The organism is Micromonospora sp. SYSU B005, from assembly GCF_055362685.1.
The window spans coordinates 1043633-1061732 of record NZ_JAXCFU010000001.1 but is presented as its reverse complement, the minus strand read 5'-3'; the positions used below and the strand labels follow the sequence as shown (position 1 = coordinate 1061732).

The 18100-nt window shown below is 72.0% G+C and carries 16 protein-coding genes; 12 read left to right on the top strand and 4 right to left on the bottom strand.

All coding sequences use genetic code 11. The features are described from left to right. Positions 1-7 precede the first annotated feature (7 nt). The 3 genes from SM452_RS05105 to SM452_RS05095 all read left to right on the top strand — a co-directional run bounded on the left by SM452_RS05105 (position 8) and on the right by SM452_RS05095 (position 5399). Positions 8-937 carry a sulfotransferase family protein gene (locus tag SM452_RS05105; protein ID WP_013477473.1) on the top strand — a complete coding sequence of 310 codons (930 nt, stop codon included), beginning with the start codon at positions 8-10 and terminating at the stop codon, positions 935-937. 143 nt (positions 938-1080) lie between these two features. After that, positions 1081-2124, top strand: a complete 1044-nt coding sequence (locus tag SM452_RS05100) for a glycoside hydrolase family 26 protein (protein ID WP_366622599.1) — start codon at positions 1081-1083, stop codon at positions 2122-2124. Between the two features lie 188 nt (positions 2125-2312). Beyond that, positions 2313-5399, top strand: coding sequence for a malectin domain-containing carbohydrate-binding protein (locus SM452_RS05095; protein ID WP_463839360.1), 3087 nt, complete (start codon positions 2313-2315; stop codon positions 5397-5399). Positions 5400-5497: 98 nt separating this feature from the next. On the opposite strand, the gene SM452_RS05090 is transcribed toward SM452_RS05095, so the two are convergent. Next, positions 5498-5890, bottom strand: a complete 393-nt coding sequence (locus SM452_RS05090) for a CBS domain-containing protein (protein WP_135242510.1) — start codon at positions 5888-5890, stop codon at positions 5498-5500. A 112-nt stretch (positions 5891-6002) separates the two neighbouring features. On the opposite strand from SM452_RS05090, the gene SM452_RS05085 reads away from it, so the two are divergent. The 4 genes from SM452_RS05085 (at position 6003) to SM452_RS05070 (ending at position 9012) form a co-directional block, all read left to right on the top strand. Continuing rightward, entirely contained in the window at positions 6003-6458 is a 456-nt protein-coding gene (locus SM452_RS05085) for an NUDIX domain-containing protein (protein WP_262012989.1), read from the top strand. Positions 6459-6528: 70 nt separating this feature from the next. Then, a complete protein-coding gene (locus SM452_RS05080; RefSeq protein WP_357210239.1) occupies positions 6529-7260 on the top strand; it encodes a phosphocholine cytidylyltransferase family protein in 732 nt (243 codons plus the stop codon). Beyond that, positions 7248-8315: an iron-containing alcohol dehydrogenase family protein gene (locus SM452_RS05075; RefSeq protein ID WP_463839359.1), complete on the top strand. Its 1068-nt coding sequence runs from the start codon at positions 7248-7250 to the stop codon at positions 8313-8315. The genes SM452_RS05080 and SM452_RS05075 overlap by 13 nt, the downstream gene beginning before the upstream one ends. Further along, positions 8290-9012, top strand: a complete 723-nt coding sequence (locus SM452_RS05070) for a CDP-alcohol phosphatidyltransferase family protein (RefSeq protein ID WP_463839358.1) — start codon at positions 8290-8292, stop codon at positions 9010-9012. The genes SM452_RS05075 and SM452_RS05070 overlap by 26 nt, the downstream gene beginning before the upstream one ends. Before the next feature lie 483 nt (positions 9013-9495). On the opposite strand, the gene SM452_RS05065 is transcribed toward SM452_RS05070, so the two are convergent. Then, positions 9496-10755 carry a glycosyltransferase family 4 protein gene (locus SM452_RS05065; RefSeq protein ID WP_355508556.1) on the bottom strand — a complete coding sequence of 420 codons (1260 nt, stop codon included), beginning with the start codon at positions 10753-10755 and terminating at the stop codon, positions 9496-9498. Between the two features lie 80 nt (positions 10756-10835). Between SM452_RS05065 and SM452_RS05060 the strand changes: the two genes are divergently transcribed. The 5 genes from SM452_RS05060 to SM452_RS05040 all read left to right on the top strand — a co-directional run bounded on the left by SM452_RS05060 (position 10836) and on the right by SM452_RS05040 (position 16306). Beyond that, positions 10836-11696: an Fpg/Nei family DNA glycosylase gene (locus SM452_RS05060; RefSeq protein ID WP_355508553.1), complete on the top strand. Its 861-nt coding sequence runs from the start codon at positions 10836-10838 to the stop codon at positions 11694-11696. 324 nt (positions 11697-12020) lie between these two features. Beyond that, a complete protein-coding gene (locus SM452_RS05055) occupies positions 12021-13529 on the top strand; it encodes a sugar transferase (RefSeq protein WP_355508551.1) in 1509 nt (502 codons plus the stop codon). A 33-nt stretch (positions 13530-13562) separates the two neighbouring features. Further along, positions 13563-14786, top strand: a complete 1224-nt coding sequence (locus tag SM452_RS05050) for a histidine kinase (RefSeq protein WP_262012984.1) — start codon at positions 13563-13565, stop codon at positions 14784-14786. Continuing rightward, a complete protein-coding gene (locus SM452_RS05045; protein WP_013289288.1) occupies positions 14783-15550 on the top strand; it encodes a LytR/AlgR family response regulator transcription factor in 768 nt (255 codons plus the stop codon). Before SM452_RS05050 ends, SM452_RS05045 begins: the two co-directional genes overlap by 4 nt. A gap of 93 nt (positions 15551-15643) precedes the next feature. Beyond that, positions 15644-16306, top strand: coding sequence for a DUF5701 family protein (locus SM452_RS05040; RefSeq protein WP_262012983.1), 663 nt, complete (start codon positions 15644-15646; stop codon positions 16304-16306). 42 nt (positions 16307-16348) lie between these two features. Here SM452_RS05040 and SM452_RS05035 read toward each other — a convergent pair whose 3' ends face one another. Continuing rightward, positions 16349-17542, bottom strand: coding sequence for a WD40/YVTN/BNR-like repeat-containing protein (locus tag SM452_RS05035; protein ID WP_355508548.1), 1194 nt, complete (start codon positions 17540-17542; stop codon positions 16349-16351). Continuing rightward, positions 17529-18056 (bottom strand): RNA polymerase sigma factor, encoded by a 528-nt coding sequence (locus SM452_RS05030; protein ID WP_355508545.1) that lies wholly within the window; start codon positions 18054-18056, stop codon positions 17529-17531. The genes SM452_RS05035 and SM452_RS05030 overlap by 14 nt, the downstream gene beginning before the upstream one ends. Positions 18057-18100 lie beyond the last annotated feature (44 nt).

The window sequence follows — 18100 nt, the reverse complement described above, 5'->3', positions numbered from 1 at the left end:
ACCTTCGATGACAAGCGACTCCCCCGCCCCGCACTCCGGCCTGTCCACGGTGAAGGCCGCGAAGCTCGCCGCGGTCGGTCTGCTGGCGGACCGGAAGGAACGCCGCGAGCTGGAACGGCCGGTCGAGGGGGGCGGCCGCCGGCTCACCCTGAAGGTGGAGCGTCCGATCTTCATCCTGGGCGCCCCGCGCTCCGGCACCACGTTCCTCGGCAGTTGCGTGGGCGCGCTGCCGGACGTGTCGTACCACTTCGAACCGCGCCTGACGAAGGCCGTCGCCCGCTGTGTCTACGAGGGAAGCTGGACGCCGCAGCGGGCCGCCCGCTACTTCCGCGGCTACTACGGCGCGCTGCTCGCCGCGTCCGGGCACGGCGGCCTGCGCTTCGCCGAGAAGGACCCGGAGAACTGCTTCATCGTGCCGTTCCTGACCGAGGTCTTCCCGGACGCGGTCTTCCTGCACGTCTACCGGGACGGCCGGGACGTGGCGGTGTCGCACGCCGAGCAGCCCTGGCTGAACGCCGCGTCCACCGGCACCGGCCGCAGCGGCCGCGGCGGTACGCCGTGGGGCGCCGCGCCCCGGTTCTGGGTGGAGCCGGAGCGGCGCGAGGAGTTCACGCAGGTCTCCGACCTGGGCCGGTCGGCCTGGATGTGGCGGCGGTTCACCAGCAGCGCGCTGACCCAGCTCGCCGAGCTGCCCGCCGAGCGGGTGCGGCACCTGCGGTACGAGGACATCGTCACCCGCCCGGCCGAGGCGGCCGAGGTCGTGGCCGACTTCCTGGAGGTCGGTGACCCGGCCGGACGGGAGGCGCTGCACGCCCGCTTCGCCAAGGCGCGGCCGGGTTCGGTGGGCCGGTGGCGGCAGCGACTGACCGAAAAGGATCTGGCCGACGTGATGGCTCAGGCCGGGCCGCTGCTGACGCGACTCGGCTACCCCGCCTGAGCGCCGCGTCACAGGTAGAGTGCCAGGGGTCGCCCGCCCGGCCCGGCGTGCCTCTCCGCCCACGCGGATCCGTCAGGGCCCCATACCGTGGCCGGCGACCGTCCTGGGGAGAGGTTGCGGTGGTACGACGGTTACGACTGACGATGGCTGCCGTGCTGGGCCTGGCCTTCCTGGCCCCGGCCGTGGCGGCCTGTGACATCGGCTCGGAGCGATCCGACGAGACGGCGACGGCGGTGCCGCCCCCGCCGACTGTGACACCGCGGACCGCTCCGGTCCGCACCACCGGGTGGGGGCCGGAGCCGCCGGAGAAGGGGGCCTGGCTCGGCACCTGGGTCAAGCCGCAGTACCACAACGCCAGCGGGCGGGCCGCCGCGTTCGACGCGTTCAACCAGGCGGCCGGCGGCAAGCTCACCATCGCGCACATGTTCCACGAGTGGAACGAGCCGTTCCCGAGCGCCACCGAGAAGTTGTTCCAGTCCCGGGGCAAGCTCCAGATGATCTCGTGGCAGGGCACCGACACCCGGTCCACCGTCAGCGGCGTCTACGACGCGCTGATCCGGGAACGCGCGAAGGACGTCAAGGAGTTCGGCGTTCCGGTGCTGCTGCGCTACCGGTGGGAGATGGACCGGCCGAACCTGGCCGCGAGCATGCACTCGCCGGAGGACTACGTCGCCGCCTGGAAGCACGTCCGCGGCATCTTCGCCGAGATGGGCGTCACCAACGCCGGGTGGGTGTGGTGCCCGCACGCGGACGGGTTCGCCGAGCCGCAGCGCCGGGCCGCCGCCTACTACCCGGGCGACGACCAGGTCGACTGGCTCTGCGCGGACGTCTATCCCAGTCCGGAGTGGAACAGCTTCTCCAACCGGATGGACCACTTCATGGCGTTCGCCAAGAAGCACCCGCGGCCGGTCATCATCGGCGAGTACGGCCTGACCCAGGACGGGCGGCCGGGCCAGCGCGCCGAATGGATGCGCGAGGTCGGGCCGTACCTGAAGAAGCACCCGCAGATCAAGGCGGCTGTCTACTTCGCGGCCCGGCAGACGGAGAAGCCCATCTACGACAGCACGTTCGGCAACGACCCGGAGAGCGAGCAGGTCTTCCGGGAGATGGCGACCGATCCGTACTTCCAGCCACCGATGCCCGACCTGAGCGTTTCCTCAGGAACACCCTCCGTGTCCGGGGACTGATCGTCGGTCGTCTTTTCGTGTGACCCGGGCCGTTTCCTCGGCCAAAAGGGCCGAACCCGGGTGGACGGGCGACGGCCGAATGCGAGAAGGTATTGCTCTCACGTCTGCGGTCGGTCGAGTGACGCCCCGCCTCATGTCGGCACCGACCACGATCGCAGCGCCTCCGACGTTTCCCCCCGGAGTAGCCTGTGGCTTCCTCGATCCTGAGACACCGCTCGGTGTCCGCATTCGGCGCTGCCGTGCTCGGCATCGCCACCTTGTTCACACCGGTGCCGGCGCTCGCCGCACCGGCAGCGGCGCCCGCGCCCGACCACAGCACGCTGGTCGGCGAGGTGCCGTCGGACAAGACGCCGAACATCAACGACGGCAACGTCGTGGCCATCCACGACGCCGGCAGCAAGGTGATCGTCGGCGGCTCGTTCACCAACGCGCAGAACCGGGGCTCCTCACCCACCCCGGTCGACCGCCGCGGACTGCTCGCCTTCGACAAGGCGACCGGCAAGATCGACAACGCGTTCGCGCCGGTGCTGGACAACGACGTCACCGCGATCATCGCCGGGCCGACCCCCGGCACGGTGTACGTCGCCGGCAAGTTCAACAAGGTCGGCGACAAGAACTTCCGCAAGCTGGTGCTGCTGAACGTCGCCGACGGCACCCCCGTCGAGGGGTTCAAGGGCCCGGCGTTCAACGGCACGGTGAACGACATCGCGCTCGTCGACGGTCACCTGCTGGTCGGCGGCATCTTCACCACGGCGACCGCGACGATCAACCGCAACGGGCTGGCCTCGCTGAACCCGACCACCGGCGCGGTGGACGAGTACCTCACCGTGGCGCTGACCGAGAACCACAACTGGACCCCGACCAACAACGGCGCCTCGGCCGGTGTCGGCGTGGAGAAGCTCTCCGTCTCCCCTGACGGCAAGCACCTCGTGGTGATCGGCAACTTCAAGAAGGCCGACGGCGTCGTGCACGACCAGATCGTGCGGATCAACCTCGGCGAGAGCTCCGCGACCGTCGCCGACTGGAACACCGACGGCTACTCCGCGGCCTGCAAGTACACCGCGTTCGACTCGTGGGTGCGCGACGTCCAGTTCTCCCCGGACAGCAAGTACTTCGTGGTGGTCACCACCGGCGCGTCGTACCCGGGCACGCTCTGCGACTCCGCCGCCCGCTGGGAGACCTCCGCCACCGGCGCCGGCCAGAAGCCGACCTGGACGAACTTCAGCGGCGGCGACACCTTCCTCTCGGTCGGCATCAGCGAGAAGGCCATCTACGTCGGCGGCCACTTCCGCTGGTCGAACAACCCGCTCGCCCGTGACAAGGCCGGACCGGGCGCGGTGCCGCGGGCCAGCATCGCCGCGCTCGACCCGGTGAGCGGCCTGCCGCTGTCCTGGAACCCGGGCCGCCACCCGCGCGGCTACGGCGTCACCGAGATGCTGGTGACGCAGGAGGGCCTCTGGCTCGGCAGCGACCAGGAGTACATCGGCAACTTCGACTACCAGCGCAAGCGGATCGCCTTCTTCCCGCTGGACGGGGGCAGCACCCCGCACTCGACCAGCACCAAGGGCCTTCCCGGCAACGTCTACCAGGCCGGCCGTGCGGCGCAGACCGAGGTGCTCTACCGGGTCAACGCCGGTGGTCCGGCCATCCCGGCGACCGACGGCGGGCCGGACTGGGCCGCCGACAGCGCCACCGAGCCCAGCCCGTACCACAACACGGGCAACCAGGTCACCAGCTACACCACCAACGCGACGTTCGACTCCACCGTGCCGGCGAGCACGCCGGCCACGCTGTTCAACACCGAGCGGTGGGACGAGGCGACCGCGCCGGACATGCAGTGGGACATCCCGGTCGCCGCAGGCACCCGGGTCGACGTCCGGATCTACATGGGCAACCGCTGGTCCGGCACGAGCAAGCCGGGCGCCCGCAAGTTCGACGTCAGCATCGACGGCGTACTCAAGCTGAACGACTTCGACCCGGTCGTCGCCGCCGGCGGCACCGACCGCGGCACCATGCAGTCCATCTCGGTGGTCAGCGACGGCGTCGTCGACATCGACTTCGGCCGGGTGCTGCAGAACCCGCTGCTGCACGGCATCGAGATCGTCAAGACCGCGCCCACGCCGGACGCCTCCGACGTGCTCTACCGGGTCAACGCGGGCGGCGACCAGCTCGCCGCGCCGAGCGGCCCGGCCTGGGCCGCGGACACCGCCGCCGCGCCGAGCACCTACCACAACGCCGGCAACCAGGTGACCAGCTACACCACGAACGCCACGCTCGACGGCACGGTGCCGTCGGGTACGCCGGTCGAGCTGTTCAACGCGGAGCGGTGGGACGAGTCGCCCGCGCCGGACATGCAGTGGGACTTCCCGGTCCCGGCCGGTACGCCGGTGCAGGTGCGTCTCTACCTGGCCAACCGCTGGTCGGGCACCGCCACCGCCGGCAAGCGCAAGTTCAACGTGTCGATCGACGGCGTGGTCAAGCTGAGCAACTTCGACCCGATCGCCGCGATCGGCGCCACCAACCGGGGCACCATGCGTGCGTTCCCGATCACCAGTGACGGCAACATCGACATCGACTTCGGTCGCGTCCTGGAGAACCCGCTGGTGCAGGGCATCGAGATCGTCAAGCTGCCCCCGGTGCCGCCGGCCACCACCGTCGACAGCATCACCAAGCGGACGTACGACGGCGCCACCTCGGTCGGCAACGCGATGTCGGTGCCGAACGGCGACAACACCGGCTGGTCGAACATCAAGGGCGCGTTCTGGGTCGGCGGTGACCTGTTCTACGGCGTCGGCGGCGACCTCTACAAGCGCTCGTTCGACGGCAACGAGTTCGGCACCCCGAAGAAGCTGGACCCGTACCACGACGCCAAGTGGGACCTGGTCGTGACCGGCTCCGCGCCGGAGGGCTCCACCTACGCCGGCATGACCGGCAACTTCTCCGCGGAACTGCCGAACGTGACCGCGATGTTCTACAAGAGCGGACGCATCTACTACTCGCTGGCCGGTCAGAGCACGCTGTTCTGGCGCGGCTTCACGCCGGACACCGGCACCGTCGGCGCCGAGCGCAACACGGTCACCGGCACCACCGCGTTCGCCGACGCGGGCGGCCTGTTCCTGGACGGCGACACGCTCTACGTCGTCTCCCGGAGCACCGGCAACCTGTCCACGATGGCGTGGTCCGACGGCGTGCCGACCGGCTCCGCCACGGTGCGCAGCGGTCCGGGCGTCGACGACGTGGACTGGCGCGGCACCTCGGTCTTCGTCGGCCCCTGACGGGCGGGCACGACCGAAACGGAACAGACACGACGATGGCCCGGCCGATATCGGCCGGGCCATCGCCCTTTCTCCGGCGCCGCTCGCGCCGGACCACATCAGGTACGGGTCGGCGCGTGCTCACCCGCCCAGACCCGCATCAGGTCCCGTACCGAGATCACTCCCGCCACCTCCCGGCCGTCGAGCACGACCAGGTGACGGAACCCGCCGCGGGCCATCGCCGCGGCTGCCTCCTCGATCGTCCAGTCCGGGCCGGCGTATACGACGTCCCAGGTCAGGTGTGCCCCGGTGCGCTCGACATCCGGGTCGAGCCCGGCGCCGATCGCCTTCAGCACATCGCGTTCGGTCATGATCCCTACTCCCTCGGAGTCCGGGTCGATCACGACCGCCGACCCGACACCGCGGGCCGACATCATCCGGGCCGCCTGCCGGAGCGTGTGCTCCGGCCCGACCACCAGTACCTCGCTGGACATCGCTTCCCGTACCTGCATCACACATCACCCCTGTGGGACGGCGACTGAGTACGGACATGGTGGGCCATCGATGCGTACCGGGACAAGAACGGGCATCGCCGGAGACGGCCCGGATGGCTACTGTCGGAGGGTGCCCACCGAGCCCCTCCGCTGCGCCGGCGCGCTGATCGTCGATGACGACGGCCGCATCTTCATCCAACGCCGATCCCCCGACCGACGCCTCTTCCCGAACTGCTGGGACATCGTCGGCGGCCACCTCGAACCGGGCGAGGAGATCGACGACGCGCTGCGCCGGGAGGTCACCGAGGAGACCGGCTGGGCCGTGTCGCACGTGCTCGGCCTGGTCGGCGAATACCGGTACACCGCCGACGACGGGCTGACCCGGGTGGAGACCGACTTCCTGATCCGGGTGGACGGCGACCTCAGCCGGCCCCGGCTGGAGGCCGGCAAGCACACCGAGTTCCGCTGGCTGGCGGAGTCGGAGATCGCGCTGCTCGACGAGCACCGGGACGTCAACGACGGGCTGATCCGGCGGATCGCTGAGGACGGCTTCGCCGCGCTGCGCTCGATCGGTCTGACGGGCTGAACCACTGCCGCTCCGCGCCCGGCGATATCCTCGCCGGGTGGAATCGGGTCGAGAAGAGGAGCGTGTCGGCATGATCGGGATGGTGCTCGCCGCGGGAGCGGGGCGCCGGCTGCGGCCGTACACCGACACCCTGCCCAAGGCCCTGGTGCCGGTCGACGGGGAGACCACCATCCTCGACATCGCGCTGCGCAACCTCGCCGAGGTGGGGCTGAACGAGGTCGTGATCGTGGTCGGCTACGCGGCCGACGCGGTGCGGCAGCGCCAGGCCGCCCTGGAGGAGAAGTACGGCGTCACGATCACGCTGGTCCACAACGACAAGGCCGAGGAGTGGAACAACGCGTACTCGCTCTGGTTGGCGCGGGAGCACTTCTCCCGTGGCGTGCTGCTCGTAAACGGCGACACCGTGCACCCGGTGAGCGTGGAGAAGACGCTGCTGGCCGAGCGCGGCCCGGGCATCCTGCTCGCAGTGGACACGCTCAAGCCGCTGGCCGAGGAGGAGATGAAGACCACCTTCGACGCCGCAGGCCAGCTCACCCGCATCACCAAGCTGATGGACCCGGGCGAGGCGTACGGCGAGTACATCGGCGCGACGCTGATCGAGCCGCAGGTGGCGGTGCCGCTCGCGGACGCGCTGGAGGCGACCTGGCGGCGCGACCCGAACCTCTACTACGAGGACGGCTACCAGGAGTTCGCCGAGCGCGGCGGCGAGGTGCGGGCGGCCCCGATCGGTGACGTCTCCTGGGTCGAGGTCGACAACCACGCCGATCTGGCCCGGGCGCGGGAGATCGCGTGCCGCTACTAGCCCGCAGCGTCCTCACCCCGCTGCACATCGACGTGCGGCGGGGCGCGGTGGCCGACCTGGCGGCGATCCTCTCCGACGGGCGGATCTCCGCCGGTGGCGACGTCGCCGTGGTGGTCGGGCCGGGGCAGGGCGAACGGATCGCCGAACTGATCCGGCCGTCGCTGCGCTCGGCCGACGTGTTCACGGTGGCCGGGGGCACGCTCGACGCCGCCGACGACCTGGGGGCGAAGCTGCGCACCCGGTCGTACGACGCGGTCGTCGGCATCGGCGGCGGCAAGACGATCGACGTGGCCAAGTACGCGGCGACCCGCCGTGGCCTGCCGATGGTGACGGTGGCGACCGCGCTGGCGAACGACGGCATCGCCTCCCCGGTCGCCAGCCTGATCACCGAGGGCCTGAAGGGCTCCTACGGCGTGCACATCCCGATCGCGGTGATCGTCGACCTGGACTTCGTGGAGGCCGGGCCGGAGCGGCACAACCGGGCCGGCATCGGCGACGTGGTCAGCAACATCAGCGCGCTGGCGGACTGGGAACTGGCCCGGCGGGTCCGCGGTGAGCCGGTCGACGGGCTGGCCGCCTCACTGGCCCGGGCCGGCGCGGAGGCGGTGCTGAACCACCCGGGCGACATGAGCGACGACGCGTTCGTGACCGTCCTGGCCGAGGCGTTGATCTCCAGTGGGTTGGCCATGGCCGTCTGCGGAACCAGCCGCCCCTCCAGCGGCGGCTGCCACGAGATCATGCACGCGATCGACGCGCTGTTCCCCGGCACCGCCTCGCACGGCGAACTGGCCGGGCTCGGTGCGCTGTTCTGCACGTACCTGCGCGGCGACGAGCGCCGGTTCGCCGAGATGGCGGCCTGCCTGACCCGGCACGGGCTGCCCCGGCTGCCCGCCGAGGTCGAGCTGACCGACGACCAGTTCGTCGAGGCGGTGCAGTTCGCGCCGGCCACCCGGCCGGACCGCTACACCATCCTCGAACACCTCGCGATGTCCGCTACCGAGACGCGGGAGCGGCTGGCAGACTACGCCGGTGCCCTCCGCGACCACATTGGCTGAGCCCCGCCCCACCGTCGCCGACTTCCACCGGGTCAACCGGGGAGGCGGCCTGTTCAGCGAGTCGATCAGCCAGTGGATCGGGGCGGCCTTCGCGCTCGCCGCGCAGCGCCTGGGGTTGCGCCCGACCGCGCTGACGCTGACCAACCTGGTGCTGGGACTGGCCGCCTCGGTCACCGTGGTGGCACTCGCCGACGACGTGGCCGCCGGCACCGTACCGGCCTGGGCGGTCGGGCTGTTCGCGCTCGTCGCGTGGCAGATCGCGTACGCGCTGGACTGCGCCGACGGGCAGCTCGCCCGGGTGACCGGTCAGGGCAGCGCGGCCGGCGCCCGGATCGACGTGCTCTGCGACGTGGCCGCCCAGATCGCGCTGGTGGCCGCGATCGGCGCGACGGCTGTGGCGCAGCGCCCGTCCACGCCGGTCTGGCTGGTGGCGGTGTTCGCCGGCACCTGGATGGTCAACCTGGTGACCTCGGTGATGCAGTCCGGGCCGAACGCGGCGAGCATGGTCACCTCGACCTCGCTCCCGGTACGCCTGGTGAAGCTGGTCCGCGACTACGGCGCGGTGATCTTCGTGGCCGGCCTGGTGCTGGCGTTCGCGCCCACGCTGGCGCTCTGGCTGATGGTCGCGTTCACCGTGGTCAACGGCGGCTTCCTGCTGGCCAGCATCGCCTTCTCCGCCCGCGCCTCCCTGCGCTGAAGCCTCCTCCCGCCCTCGCCCCACTCCGGCTTTGCCGCCCTCGTCGGCCCCTCCGCCGCCGTCGTGCCCTGCGCGCCGTCGTGCCCTGCGCTGTCGTGCCCTGCCGCGCGTAGTGCTGCCGTCGTCACGCTCAATGAGAAGGCCGCCCTGTCCGACGCGCCGATGGCGCCTGCGCAGGCGAGTCCGTCGCCGCACCAGACGTCAGTCACTGATAGTGACGTCCCCGCGAGGGTGGTCGGTTCACCTTCGGCGCCTTTGCTCTGCAGCCATATGCGCACCAGGAACTCTCGGTCACTGCCGCGTCGATGGCTGCAGAGCAAAGGCGGCGGAGAGGCATCTACCGGCGGAGTCGGCTCTCAGACATTCGAGCAGCTCAAGCCCATGGTCGATGATCGAGGGCGCGGATCGACGAGAAACCGCCCGTCACAGAAGGTGACCGGCGCAGGCGCACACCTGCCAGTAACGCAAAGTGGTCAGATCACGTCAGGCGCGGCTCTGCAAGCCGGCGTAGATGTCGATCAGGCGCTTGGTGATCACGTCGGGGTGGAAGGTGCGCTCGTAGCGGGATCGGGCCGGACCGGCGAGCGTCCCCGCCTCGGCGGCGGCCAGCGGCAGCGCGGCGGCCAGCGCGTCCACCTCCGGCGCCACCACCCAGCCCGCCTCGCCGCGCTGCACCCCGGCCGGCAACGCGACAAGCCCGTCGCCCGGCGCCGCGGTGGCCACCTCGGCCGGGCCGGTGCCTGCGGGCTCGCGCGGGCCGTCCGCGCCCACCAGGTACGGGATGCCGCCGAGCGCGGTGCCGAGCACCGGCCGCCCCGACGCCAGCGCCTCGATGATCACGGTGGGCAGCACGTCGTGCCAGGTGGAGGTGGCCAGCACCACGGAGCTGTCGGCCAGCACCGCGCGTACCCCGGAGCGGTCGAGCTGGCCCAGGTAGTGCACGTCGGGCCGTTCGGCGGCGGCCGCCTCGGCGAGCGGACGCAGCTCGCCGTCACCGGCGATGCGCAGCGGGCCGAGCGCGCCCACCGGGTGCCGCCGCCATGCCGCGAGCAGCAGGTCCAGGCCCTTCTCCGGGCTGAGCCGCCCCATGAAGAGGAAGCCGTTCCCCGCCGGCGCCGGGGTGCCCGGGTCGGGCACCGCGTTCGGCTTCACCACGATCCGCTCGTCCGGGATGCCGTAGTCGCGCAGATGATCAGCCACAGCCGTGGTGAGCGCGATGTACCGGTCCACCGACTTCCAGGTCGGGCGGTGCACGGCGAGCGTGGTCGCCATCAGCGCGCTCTGCGCCCGCGAGTTGCGGTAACAGCGGTGCACGATCGCCGGCACGCCCAGCGCCCGGCCCCGGCAGTCCTGGCAGATCACGCCGTCGCGGAAGTACAGCCCGGAGGAGCAGACCTGCCGGTAGTTGTGCACCGTCTGCACCACCGGCACCCCGCGCTTGTGCGCGGTCCGCACCACCCAGGGCGAGAGCAGAGGATACGGGTTGTGCAGGTGCAACACGTCCGGCCGATGCTCGGTCAGCAGGCGGTCGAGGTCGTGCTGGGCCTTCGGTGCCCAGATCGGCGAGATCGGCAGCAGCGCCTTGGCCGGCTTGGACATCGACGGGATCTCGTCCGAGCTGCGCAGGAACGGCAGCACCTCCACGCCGGCGGCGGTGAGCTGGGCGATCTCCGCGTCGACGATGGTGTTCTCGCCGGAGGGCTGGGCTTCCCGGTACCGGTTGTGCGCCACCACGATTCTCACAGAGCTCGCCTTTCGTTCGCGACTGCGGGACTCGCAAGCTCATTCCTCGCGCTCACGGGAAAGAAGGCTACCGTTGGACGATGCCCGAACTACCGGAGGTGGAAGCGCTCGCCGGTTACCTGCGCGAGCGTGCGGTGGGCCGCCGCGTCGAGCGGTTCGAGGTCGCCGCGATCAACGCGCTGAAGACGTACGACCCGCCGCCGAGCGCGGTCGCCGCCCGCACCGTCACCGGCGCCGGCCGGTACGGCAAGTTCCTGGACGTCCGGTTCGACGAGGGACTGCACCTGGTGGTCCACCTGGCGCGGGCGGGCTGGCTGCACTACCGGGAGGCGTTCCCGTCGGCGGCCCCGCTGCGGCCCGGCAAGGGGCCGATCGCGGTGCGCGTACGCCTCGACGACGGCTCCGGCTTCGACCTGACCGAGGCCGGCACCCAGAAGAAGCTGGCCGCCTACCTGGTCACCGATCCGGCGCAGGTGCCCGGAGTGGCGAAGCTCGGGCCGGACGCGCTGGAGGCGGATCTCCCGACCTTCGCCGAGCGGCTGCGCAGCCGTAAGGGCCAGGTGAAGGGCGTGCTGACCGACCAGTCGGTGCTGGCCGGCGTCGGTAACGCGTACTCCGACGAGATCCTGCACGCGGCGCGGCTCTCGCCGTTCGCGATCACCGACCGGCTCACCGACGACCAGCTCGCCGGTCTGCACGCGGCGACGCGCACGGTCCTCGGCGACGCCGTACGCCGGTCGATGGGCCAGCGGGCCGCGGAGCTGAAGGGCGAGAAGCGCTCGGGCCTCAAGGTGCACGCCCGGAAGGGGCTGCCGTGTCCGGTCTGCGGCGACACCGTGCGGGAGGTGTCGTTCGCCGATTCGAGCCTGCAGTACTGCCCCACCTGCCAGACCGGCGGCAAGCCCTTGGCTGACCGAAGGTTGTCCAGGCTCGTACGGTGAGTAACCGGATTCGCCGGTTACCGAGCGGAATCGACCGGCGATCGCCTAAGGTCCGGTCCGCCCCTCTACCCGAGCCGTCATCCATCGGTATAGTGGCTCGGTCCCCGGCTTCACAACTGATTCGGAGCCGGCCAGATCTCACCGAGCACCAGCGGAACGGCTTCCTCGCGGGGGCCGGTCCAGGCCGGGCCCGCGTGGGAGACTGGGACGGTGAGCGACCCGGGCCCTCACGGCGAGTGAGGACGCGGGTCATGCGGGAGGACATGGGTTGAGGTGACGACAAGCCTCCAGCGCCCGGTAACCGACAGAGGCCGGAGCAAGAGCGTGCGGCACGTCGACAGCTTTGAGATCCAGCCGCCGACTCCGCCGTCGCACAACGGCGTACCGCGGTCGGCGTGGGCCCGCGCCCGCCGGCGGGTGTCCCGGTGGCACCGGCCCTACATCGCCCTCCTGCTGCTGCTGGACTTCGGTGCGGCCGCCCTGGCCAGCTTCCTGGCCGTGCAGATCTTCGAACAGGCCGACTCCGGCTTCCGCAACTCGCCGCAGGCCTGGTTCTACACAGTGGCGTTCGTGCTCCTGCCGCTCGGCTGGCTGCTCTTCCTCTGGGGCAACCGGGCCTATGACCGGCGCTACCTCGGTCTCGGTCCGGACGAATTCAAGCGGGTGATCCGGGCCGGCGTCGCGGTGGCGGCGGCGGTCTCGTTCATCGCATTCGCCACGAAGACCTACTCCCTGTCCCGGTGGACGGTCGGCTTCGCGCTGCTCGGCGCGATGATGCTGATCCTGCTCGGCCGCATGATCGCCCGGGCCTCGCTGCACGCGCTGCGCCGCCGCGCCGGCCACGCCGGGCACCGGATGGTGCTCGTCGGCACGCTTCCGGAGTGCCTGGAGGTCTACACCACTGTCACCCGGAACCCGTCCGTCGGCCTGGTGCCGGTGGCCATCCACCTCACCGACGGGTACGCCGCCGCGCGCGGCCTGGAGACCCCGGTGCCGGTGTACGCGGGCCGGGACGTCCTGGCCCTGGTACGTGAGGTCGGCGGCGACACCATCGCGGTCTGCGGCTCGGCCAGCGCCGAGCCGGGTGAGCTGCGCCGGCTGGCCTGGCAGCTGGAGGGCTCCGGCGTCGACCTGGTGGTCGCGCCCCAGCTCACCGACATCGCCGGTCCCCGGGTGCACATCCGCCCGATCGAGGGCCTGCCACTGCTGCACGTCGAGGAGCCGACCCTGTCCGGGCCGGCGCTGCTGGCCAAGAACCTGATGGACCGGGTCGCCGCCGGGCTGGGCCTGCTGCTGCTGGTCCCGCTCTTCCTCGCCGTCGCCGTGGCCATCCGGATCTCCGACCCCGGGCCGGTCTTCTTCCGCCAGCCCCGGGTGGGGCACGAGGGGCGGACGTTCCGGGTCTGGAAGTTCCGGACCATGTACGTCGACGCCGAGGAGCGGCTGGCCGGCCTGGTCGACCGCAACGAGACCGACGGCATGCTGTTCAAGATGAAGCAGGACCCCCGGGTCTTCCCGGTGGGCCGCTTCCTGCGCGCCACGTCGCTGGACGAACTGCCCCAGCTGATCAACGTGCTCTGGGGCGAGATGTCGCTCGTCGGCCCGCGCCCGCTGCCCGCCGACGACGGCGACTTCCTCGGCGACGTCCGCCGCCGGCTGCTGGTCCGGCCGGGCATGACCGGTCTGTGGCAGGTCTCCGGCCGTTCCGACCTGTCCTGGGACGAGGCGGTCCGGCTCGACCTCTACTACGTCGACAACTGGTCGCTGGCGTACGACCTCAGCATCCTGTGGCGGACCGTCGGCGTGGTGCTGGCCCGCAAGGGCGCGTACTAGCGCTACCGGGCCGCCACCCGGCAGGATCGCTGCGTGGGTGGCAACCTCTCCGCCGTCTTCGCCGTCGTCTCGCTGGTCACCGCGTTGGCCGCGGCGCTCTGGGCGGTGCTGCGGCTGCGCGGCCGGCGGGGCATCGCCACCGCCACGCAGCGGGCCACGTACGAGGTGCTGCACACCGCGGGGCTCGCCGCCGAGCCGCTGCGCGCCGGCCTGACCGCAGCGGACGCGGCGAAGGCCGTACGCCATCTGCGGGCCCTCGTCGGCGCGGCCGGCCTGGCGCTGACGGACCGGGACGCGTTGCTCGCCATCGACGGGCAGGGCGCGCATCACGGCGACCAACTGGTCGCGGCGGCCCGGCGGGCGGCCGACAGCGGGCGCTCGACGGTGCTGGGCGAGTCGGAGCTGCGCTGCGACCTGGTCGACTGTCCGGTACGCGGCGCGGTGGTGGCGCCGCTGCGCGCGGACGGGCGGGTGGTCGGGGCGCTGGTGGCGGTGGCCGACGAGCGCCCGGCCCCGGGTCTGGTGCAGGCGACGCTGGAGACCGCGCACTGGGCGGGTGACCAGCTCGCGCTGGCCGAGCTGGAGTCGTCGCGGGAGCGGCTGGCGCGGGCCGAGGTACGCGCGCTGCGCGCCCAGATCAGCCCGCACTTCATCTACAACGCGCTGACCGCGATCGGCTCGTTCGTGCGCACCGACCCGGAGCGGGCGCGGGAGCTGATACTAGAGTTCGCCGAGTTCACCCGCTACTCGTTCCGGGCGCACGGCGAGTTCACCACGCTCGCCGAGGAGCTGCGCTCGATCGACCGCTACCTGACCATCGAGCGGGCGCGCTTCGGCGAGCGGCTCCAGGTACGCCTGCAGATCGCACCGGAGGTGCTGCCGGTGACGTTGCCGTTCCTCTGCCTCCAGCCGCTCGTGGAGAACGCGGTCCGCCACGGGTTGTCCCGCAAGCCGGGCACCGGCATGGTGAGCATCGAGGCCCGGGACGCGGGCGCGGAGTGTCACATCACGGTGGAGGACGACGGGGTGGGGATGGATCCGACGACGCTTACCGCCGGCATCGCCGAGGTGTCGGGCGCGACCGGCGACCCGGCCGACGACCCGGGGCAGCACGTCGGCCTCTCGAACGTCGACGAACGGCTCCGGTCGGTCTTCGGGGACGGGTTCGGCCTGGTCGTGGAGACCGGCCTGGGTTCGGGTACGAAGGTCAGCATGCGCGTACCGAAGTTCCACCCCGGCGTCCGGGCGTCGTCGTGACCGTCACCGGCACCGGATTCCTCCGGGTGCTGGCGGTGGACGACGAGCCGCCCGCGCTCGACGAGCTGGCGTACCACCTGCGCGCCGATCCCCGGGTGGCCCGGCTGCACACTGCCGGGGACGCGACCGAGGCGCTGCGGGTGCTGCGCGACGACGACGTGGACGTGGTGTTCCTCGACATCCGGATGCCGGGGCTGGACGGCATGGAGCTGGCCCGGGTGCTGCGCCGGTTCGCCCGGCCGCCGGCGATCGTGTTCGTCACCGCGTACGACGACGGCGCGGTGGACGCGTTCGACCTGGGCGCCACCGACTACGTGCGCAAGCCGGTACGCGCCGAGCGGCTGGCCGAGTCGCTGCGAAGGGTGATCGGCTCCCGCGTGGTGCCGTCGCATCCGGCCGCGCTGGCCCGGGCGGAGGAGGATCCGACCATCCCGATCGAGCTGGCCGGCACCACCCGGATGCTGCCTCGCTCGGCGGTGCGGTGGGTGGAGGCGCAGGGCGACTACGCGCGGCTGCACACGGCGGAGGGGTCGCACCTGGTCCGGGTCTCGCTGGCGACGCTGGCCGAGCGCTGGGCCGACGCCGGGTTCGTCCGGATCCACCGCTCGTATCTGGTGCAGCTGCGGCTCATCGCCGAGCTGCGGCTGGTCAACTCCGGCTACGTGGTGGTGATCGACGGATCCGAGCTGCCGGTGAGCCGCCGGCACACCCGGGAGCTGAAGGACAAGCTGGTGCGTGCCGCGAAGCAGGACTGGAGTCGCTGAGGGGCCGGGTGCCGTCGGCGCGGTCGGCGGCTTGTCGCTGCCGCGCGCTGGCGTACAATGTACGGCAGACCGTACGACAGGGTGGGGGACCGCATGTCCGACGACCGCTTCGACGCCGCTACCGAATTCGACAGCCAGCTCGACCGCCTCGTGCAGCTCGGCTACCCGGCACTGGCCGGTCAGACCGAGGAGGAGTTCCGGACGCTGCTCACCCCGCTGCGCGACGCGGCGGTCACCGGTGCCGCCGGCTTGGCCGGGCCCACCGACGCGCGGGTGCCGTTCCTGCTGGTGACAACGCGGGAACTGGTGCCGGTGCCGGAACGGATCGCGCTCACCACGCTGGCGGGCAAGCGCAAGACCGGCGTCCTCGACCGCAACTTCCCCGCCGACGACCTGCCCACCTTCCACCCGATCAAGGAGCTCGAGGTGCCCGCCGGGCCCGCGTACCTGCTGTTCGACGTGGACCGGGGCGAGGAGTACCGCAACGTGCCGCCGTCGGCCGCGCTGGAGGACATGACCGCGAAGGACCGGCTGCCGATCACCATCGACGAGGGTCTGGCGTTCGTCACACTGCACCCGCAGGCGCTGGCGAGCAACAGGTGCTTCTCGCTCGTCGGGTCGCGCTGCGGCGACCGGCGGGTGCCCGCGCTGTGGATCAGCCAAGGTGCCCCGAAGCTCGGCTGGTGCTGGTTCGGCAACCCGCACACCTGGCTCGGCTCGGCGACCGCCAACCCGGTACGGGTGGGGCTGGACTGAGCGGTGGCCGGGGCGGGCCGACACGGTCCCGCCCCGGCACGGTCAGGAGGAAGCCAGCAGGATCCGCGTCCAGACCTGCCCGTCACGCGTGAGGACCAGATGGTCCGCCTCCCCGTCCCGGCCGTCGTCCCGGCCGAACAGCCACGCGTACCCCGGCGCGACACTCACCGAGGCGACCGGCATGCCGCCCGCCCGGGCCACGGCGAGACTCCGGCCGTCGTCGCGGCTGACCCGCACCTCCGCGACCCGGTGGTCGCCCGCACCGGTCTGGGTGACTGCCAGCAGGGATCCGTCCGATCCCACTGTCAGATCCCAGTGCGTCACCTCCGGCAGCCCGGTCACCGTGGTGGACCAGGTCGTCCCGCCGTCCTGGGTCCGCTCCAGCGTCACCGCGCCGTCCGCGTCCGCGACGATCTGGTAGCCCACCCGCCGGTCCACGCCGGCCAGCGCCAGAACCGTCCTCCCCGCGGCCGGCGTCCAGGTGTTCCAGGTCGCTCCCCGGTCGGCGCTACGGGCCCCGACCGTGGTCCCGTTGATCCCGTACGTGGTCCAGATGCTGCCGTCCGACGCGGGGTAGACGCCGGCGAGCGGCAGCGGCGACGGCGGCTGCCCGCTGAGCCGGTAGACGTCCCCCGTCGACGGGTCGACCGCGAGTGGCTCGGTCACCGCCGGCGACGCCAGTCCGCGCGGGACGGGCCGGGCGGCGGGCGGGAAGGCCCCCACGGCGGTGATCGCCTGCTCGGCGTCCCGCCAGGTGCGGCCGTAGTCGGTGGAGAGGCGACGCACCCCGCCGTCGTCGACCAGGTAGGTGCGGTCGCTCAGGACGGCGTACTCCAGGCTCTTCCCGCTGCGGGCCGGACCGGGCTCGCAGTCGGCGGCCCGGTAGCGCGCATCGTCCCAGTCGGTCCAGGTCCGGCCCCCGTCGACGGTCCGGGCGAAGCGCAACACGCATGTCGCGACACGGACGTCCACGCCGGAGGCCGGGCCGGTCAACGTGAAGTCGCCGGCCCTGCCCGGCAGGGTCGGCCCGGGCGGATCCGCCGATCCGAACTGTGCGGACCGGCTCGCCAGCGGCGTGGCGACCAGGGCCGCCAGCACCACCAGGGCGGTAGCGCCCAGGGCACCGGACCGACGCCGGCGGAAGTGGGCCACGGACCGCAGCTCGCCGAGCGGCGGCTGCCGGACGGCGGCGGCGATCGTGTCGACGTCGAAACCGGAGAGCCTACGATCGGACATCGATCCTCCCGTTGCTGGGGCTGCCGTTGGCGTCGGAGTCGGTGAGCAGCACCGCGAGGGCCTGCCGTCCACGGGAGAGCCGGGACTTCACGGTGCCGGCGGAGACGCCGAGGGTGGCCGCGATCTCCTCCACCGGCAGGTCGACCAGGTAGTGCAGAGCGAGCGCGGTTCGCTGCCCCTCGGGCAGTTCCCGCATCGCGGCCAGCAGGGCCAGGTGTTCCGGCGCCCGGTCGGCGACGGCGGGCGGAGGACCGATCCGGAGCAGCAGCCGGTCGAGGACCCGCCGACGCCGGTGCCGGCTGCGGGCGACGTTCACCGCGACCCGCCGCAGCCACGCCTCCGGGTTCTCCAGCCGGGCGAACCGCCCGGGCGCTACCAGCGCCTTGGTGAACGCCTCCTGGACCGCCTCCTGGGCCTCGCTCAGGTCACCGGTCACCGCGTAGAGCTGGACCACCAGCCGGCGGAAGGACCCCGCGTAGAGCTCCGCGATGAGATCACCGTCGGACACCGTCACCCCCTCTCCCCACCTGTTCACTCACGGGACGGCGGGAAGGTTCC

Coding starts and splice junctions, on each gene's coding strand:
- SM452_RS05105 (WP_013477473.1), top strand. CDS start 8: ATGACAAGCGACTCCCCCGCCCCGCACTCCGGCCTGTCCACGGTGAAG.
- SM452_RS05100 (WP_366622599.1), top strand. CDS start 1,081: ATGGCTGCCGTGCTGGGCCTGGCCTTCCTGGCCCCGGCCGTGGCGGCC.
- SM452_RS05090 (WP_135242510.1), bottom strand. CDS start 5,890: ATGCAGGTACGGGAAGCGATGTCCAGCGAGGTACTGGTGGTCGGGCCG.
- SM452_RS05080 (WP_357210239.1), top strand. CDS start 6,529: ATGATCGGGATGGTGCTCGCCGCGGGAGCGGGGCGCCGGCTGCGGCCG.
- SM452_RS05060 (WP_355508553.1), top strand. CDS start 10,836: ATGCCCGAACTACCGGAGGTGGAAGCGCTCGCCGGTTACCTGCGCGAG.
- SM452_RS05040 (WP_262012983.1), top strand. CDS start 15,644: ATGTCCGACGACCGCTTCGACGCCGCTACCGAATTCGACAGCCAGCTC.
- SM452_RS05035 (WP_355508548.1), bottom strand. CDS start 17,542: ATGTCCGATCGTAGGCTCTCCGGTTTCGACGTCGACACGATCGCCGCC.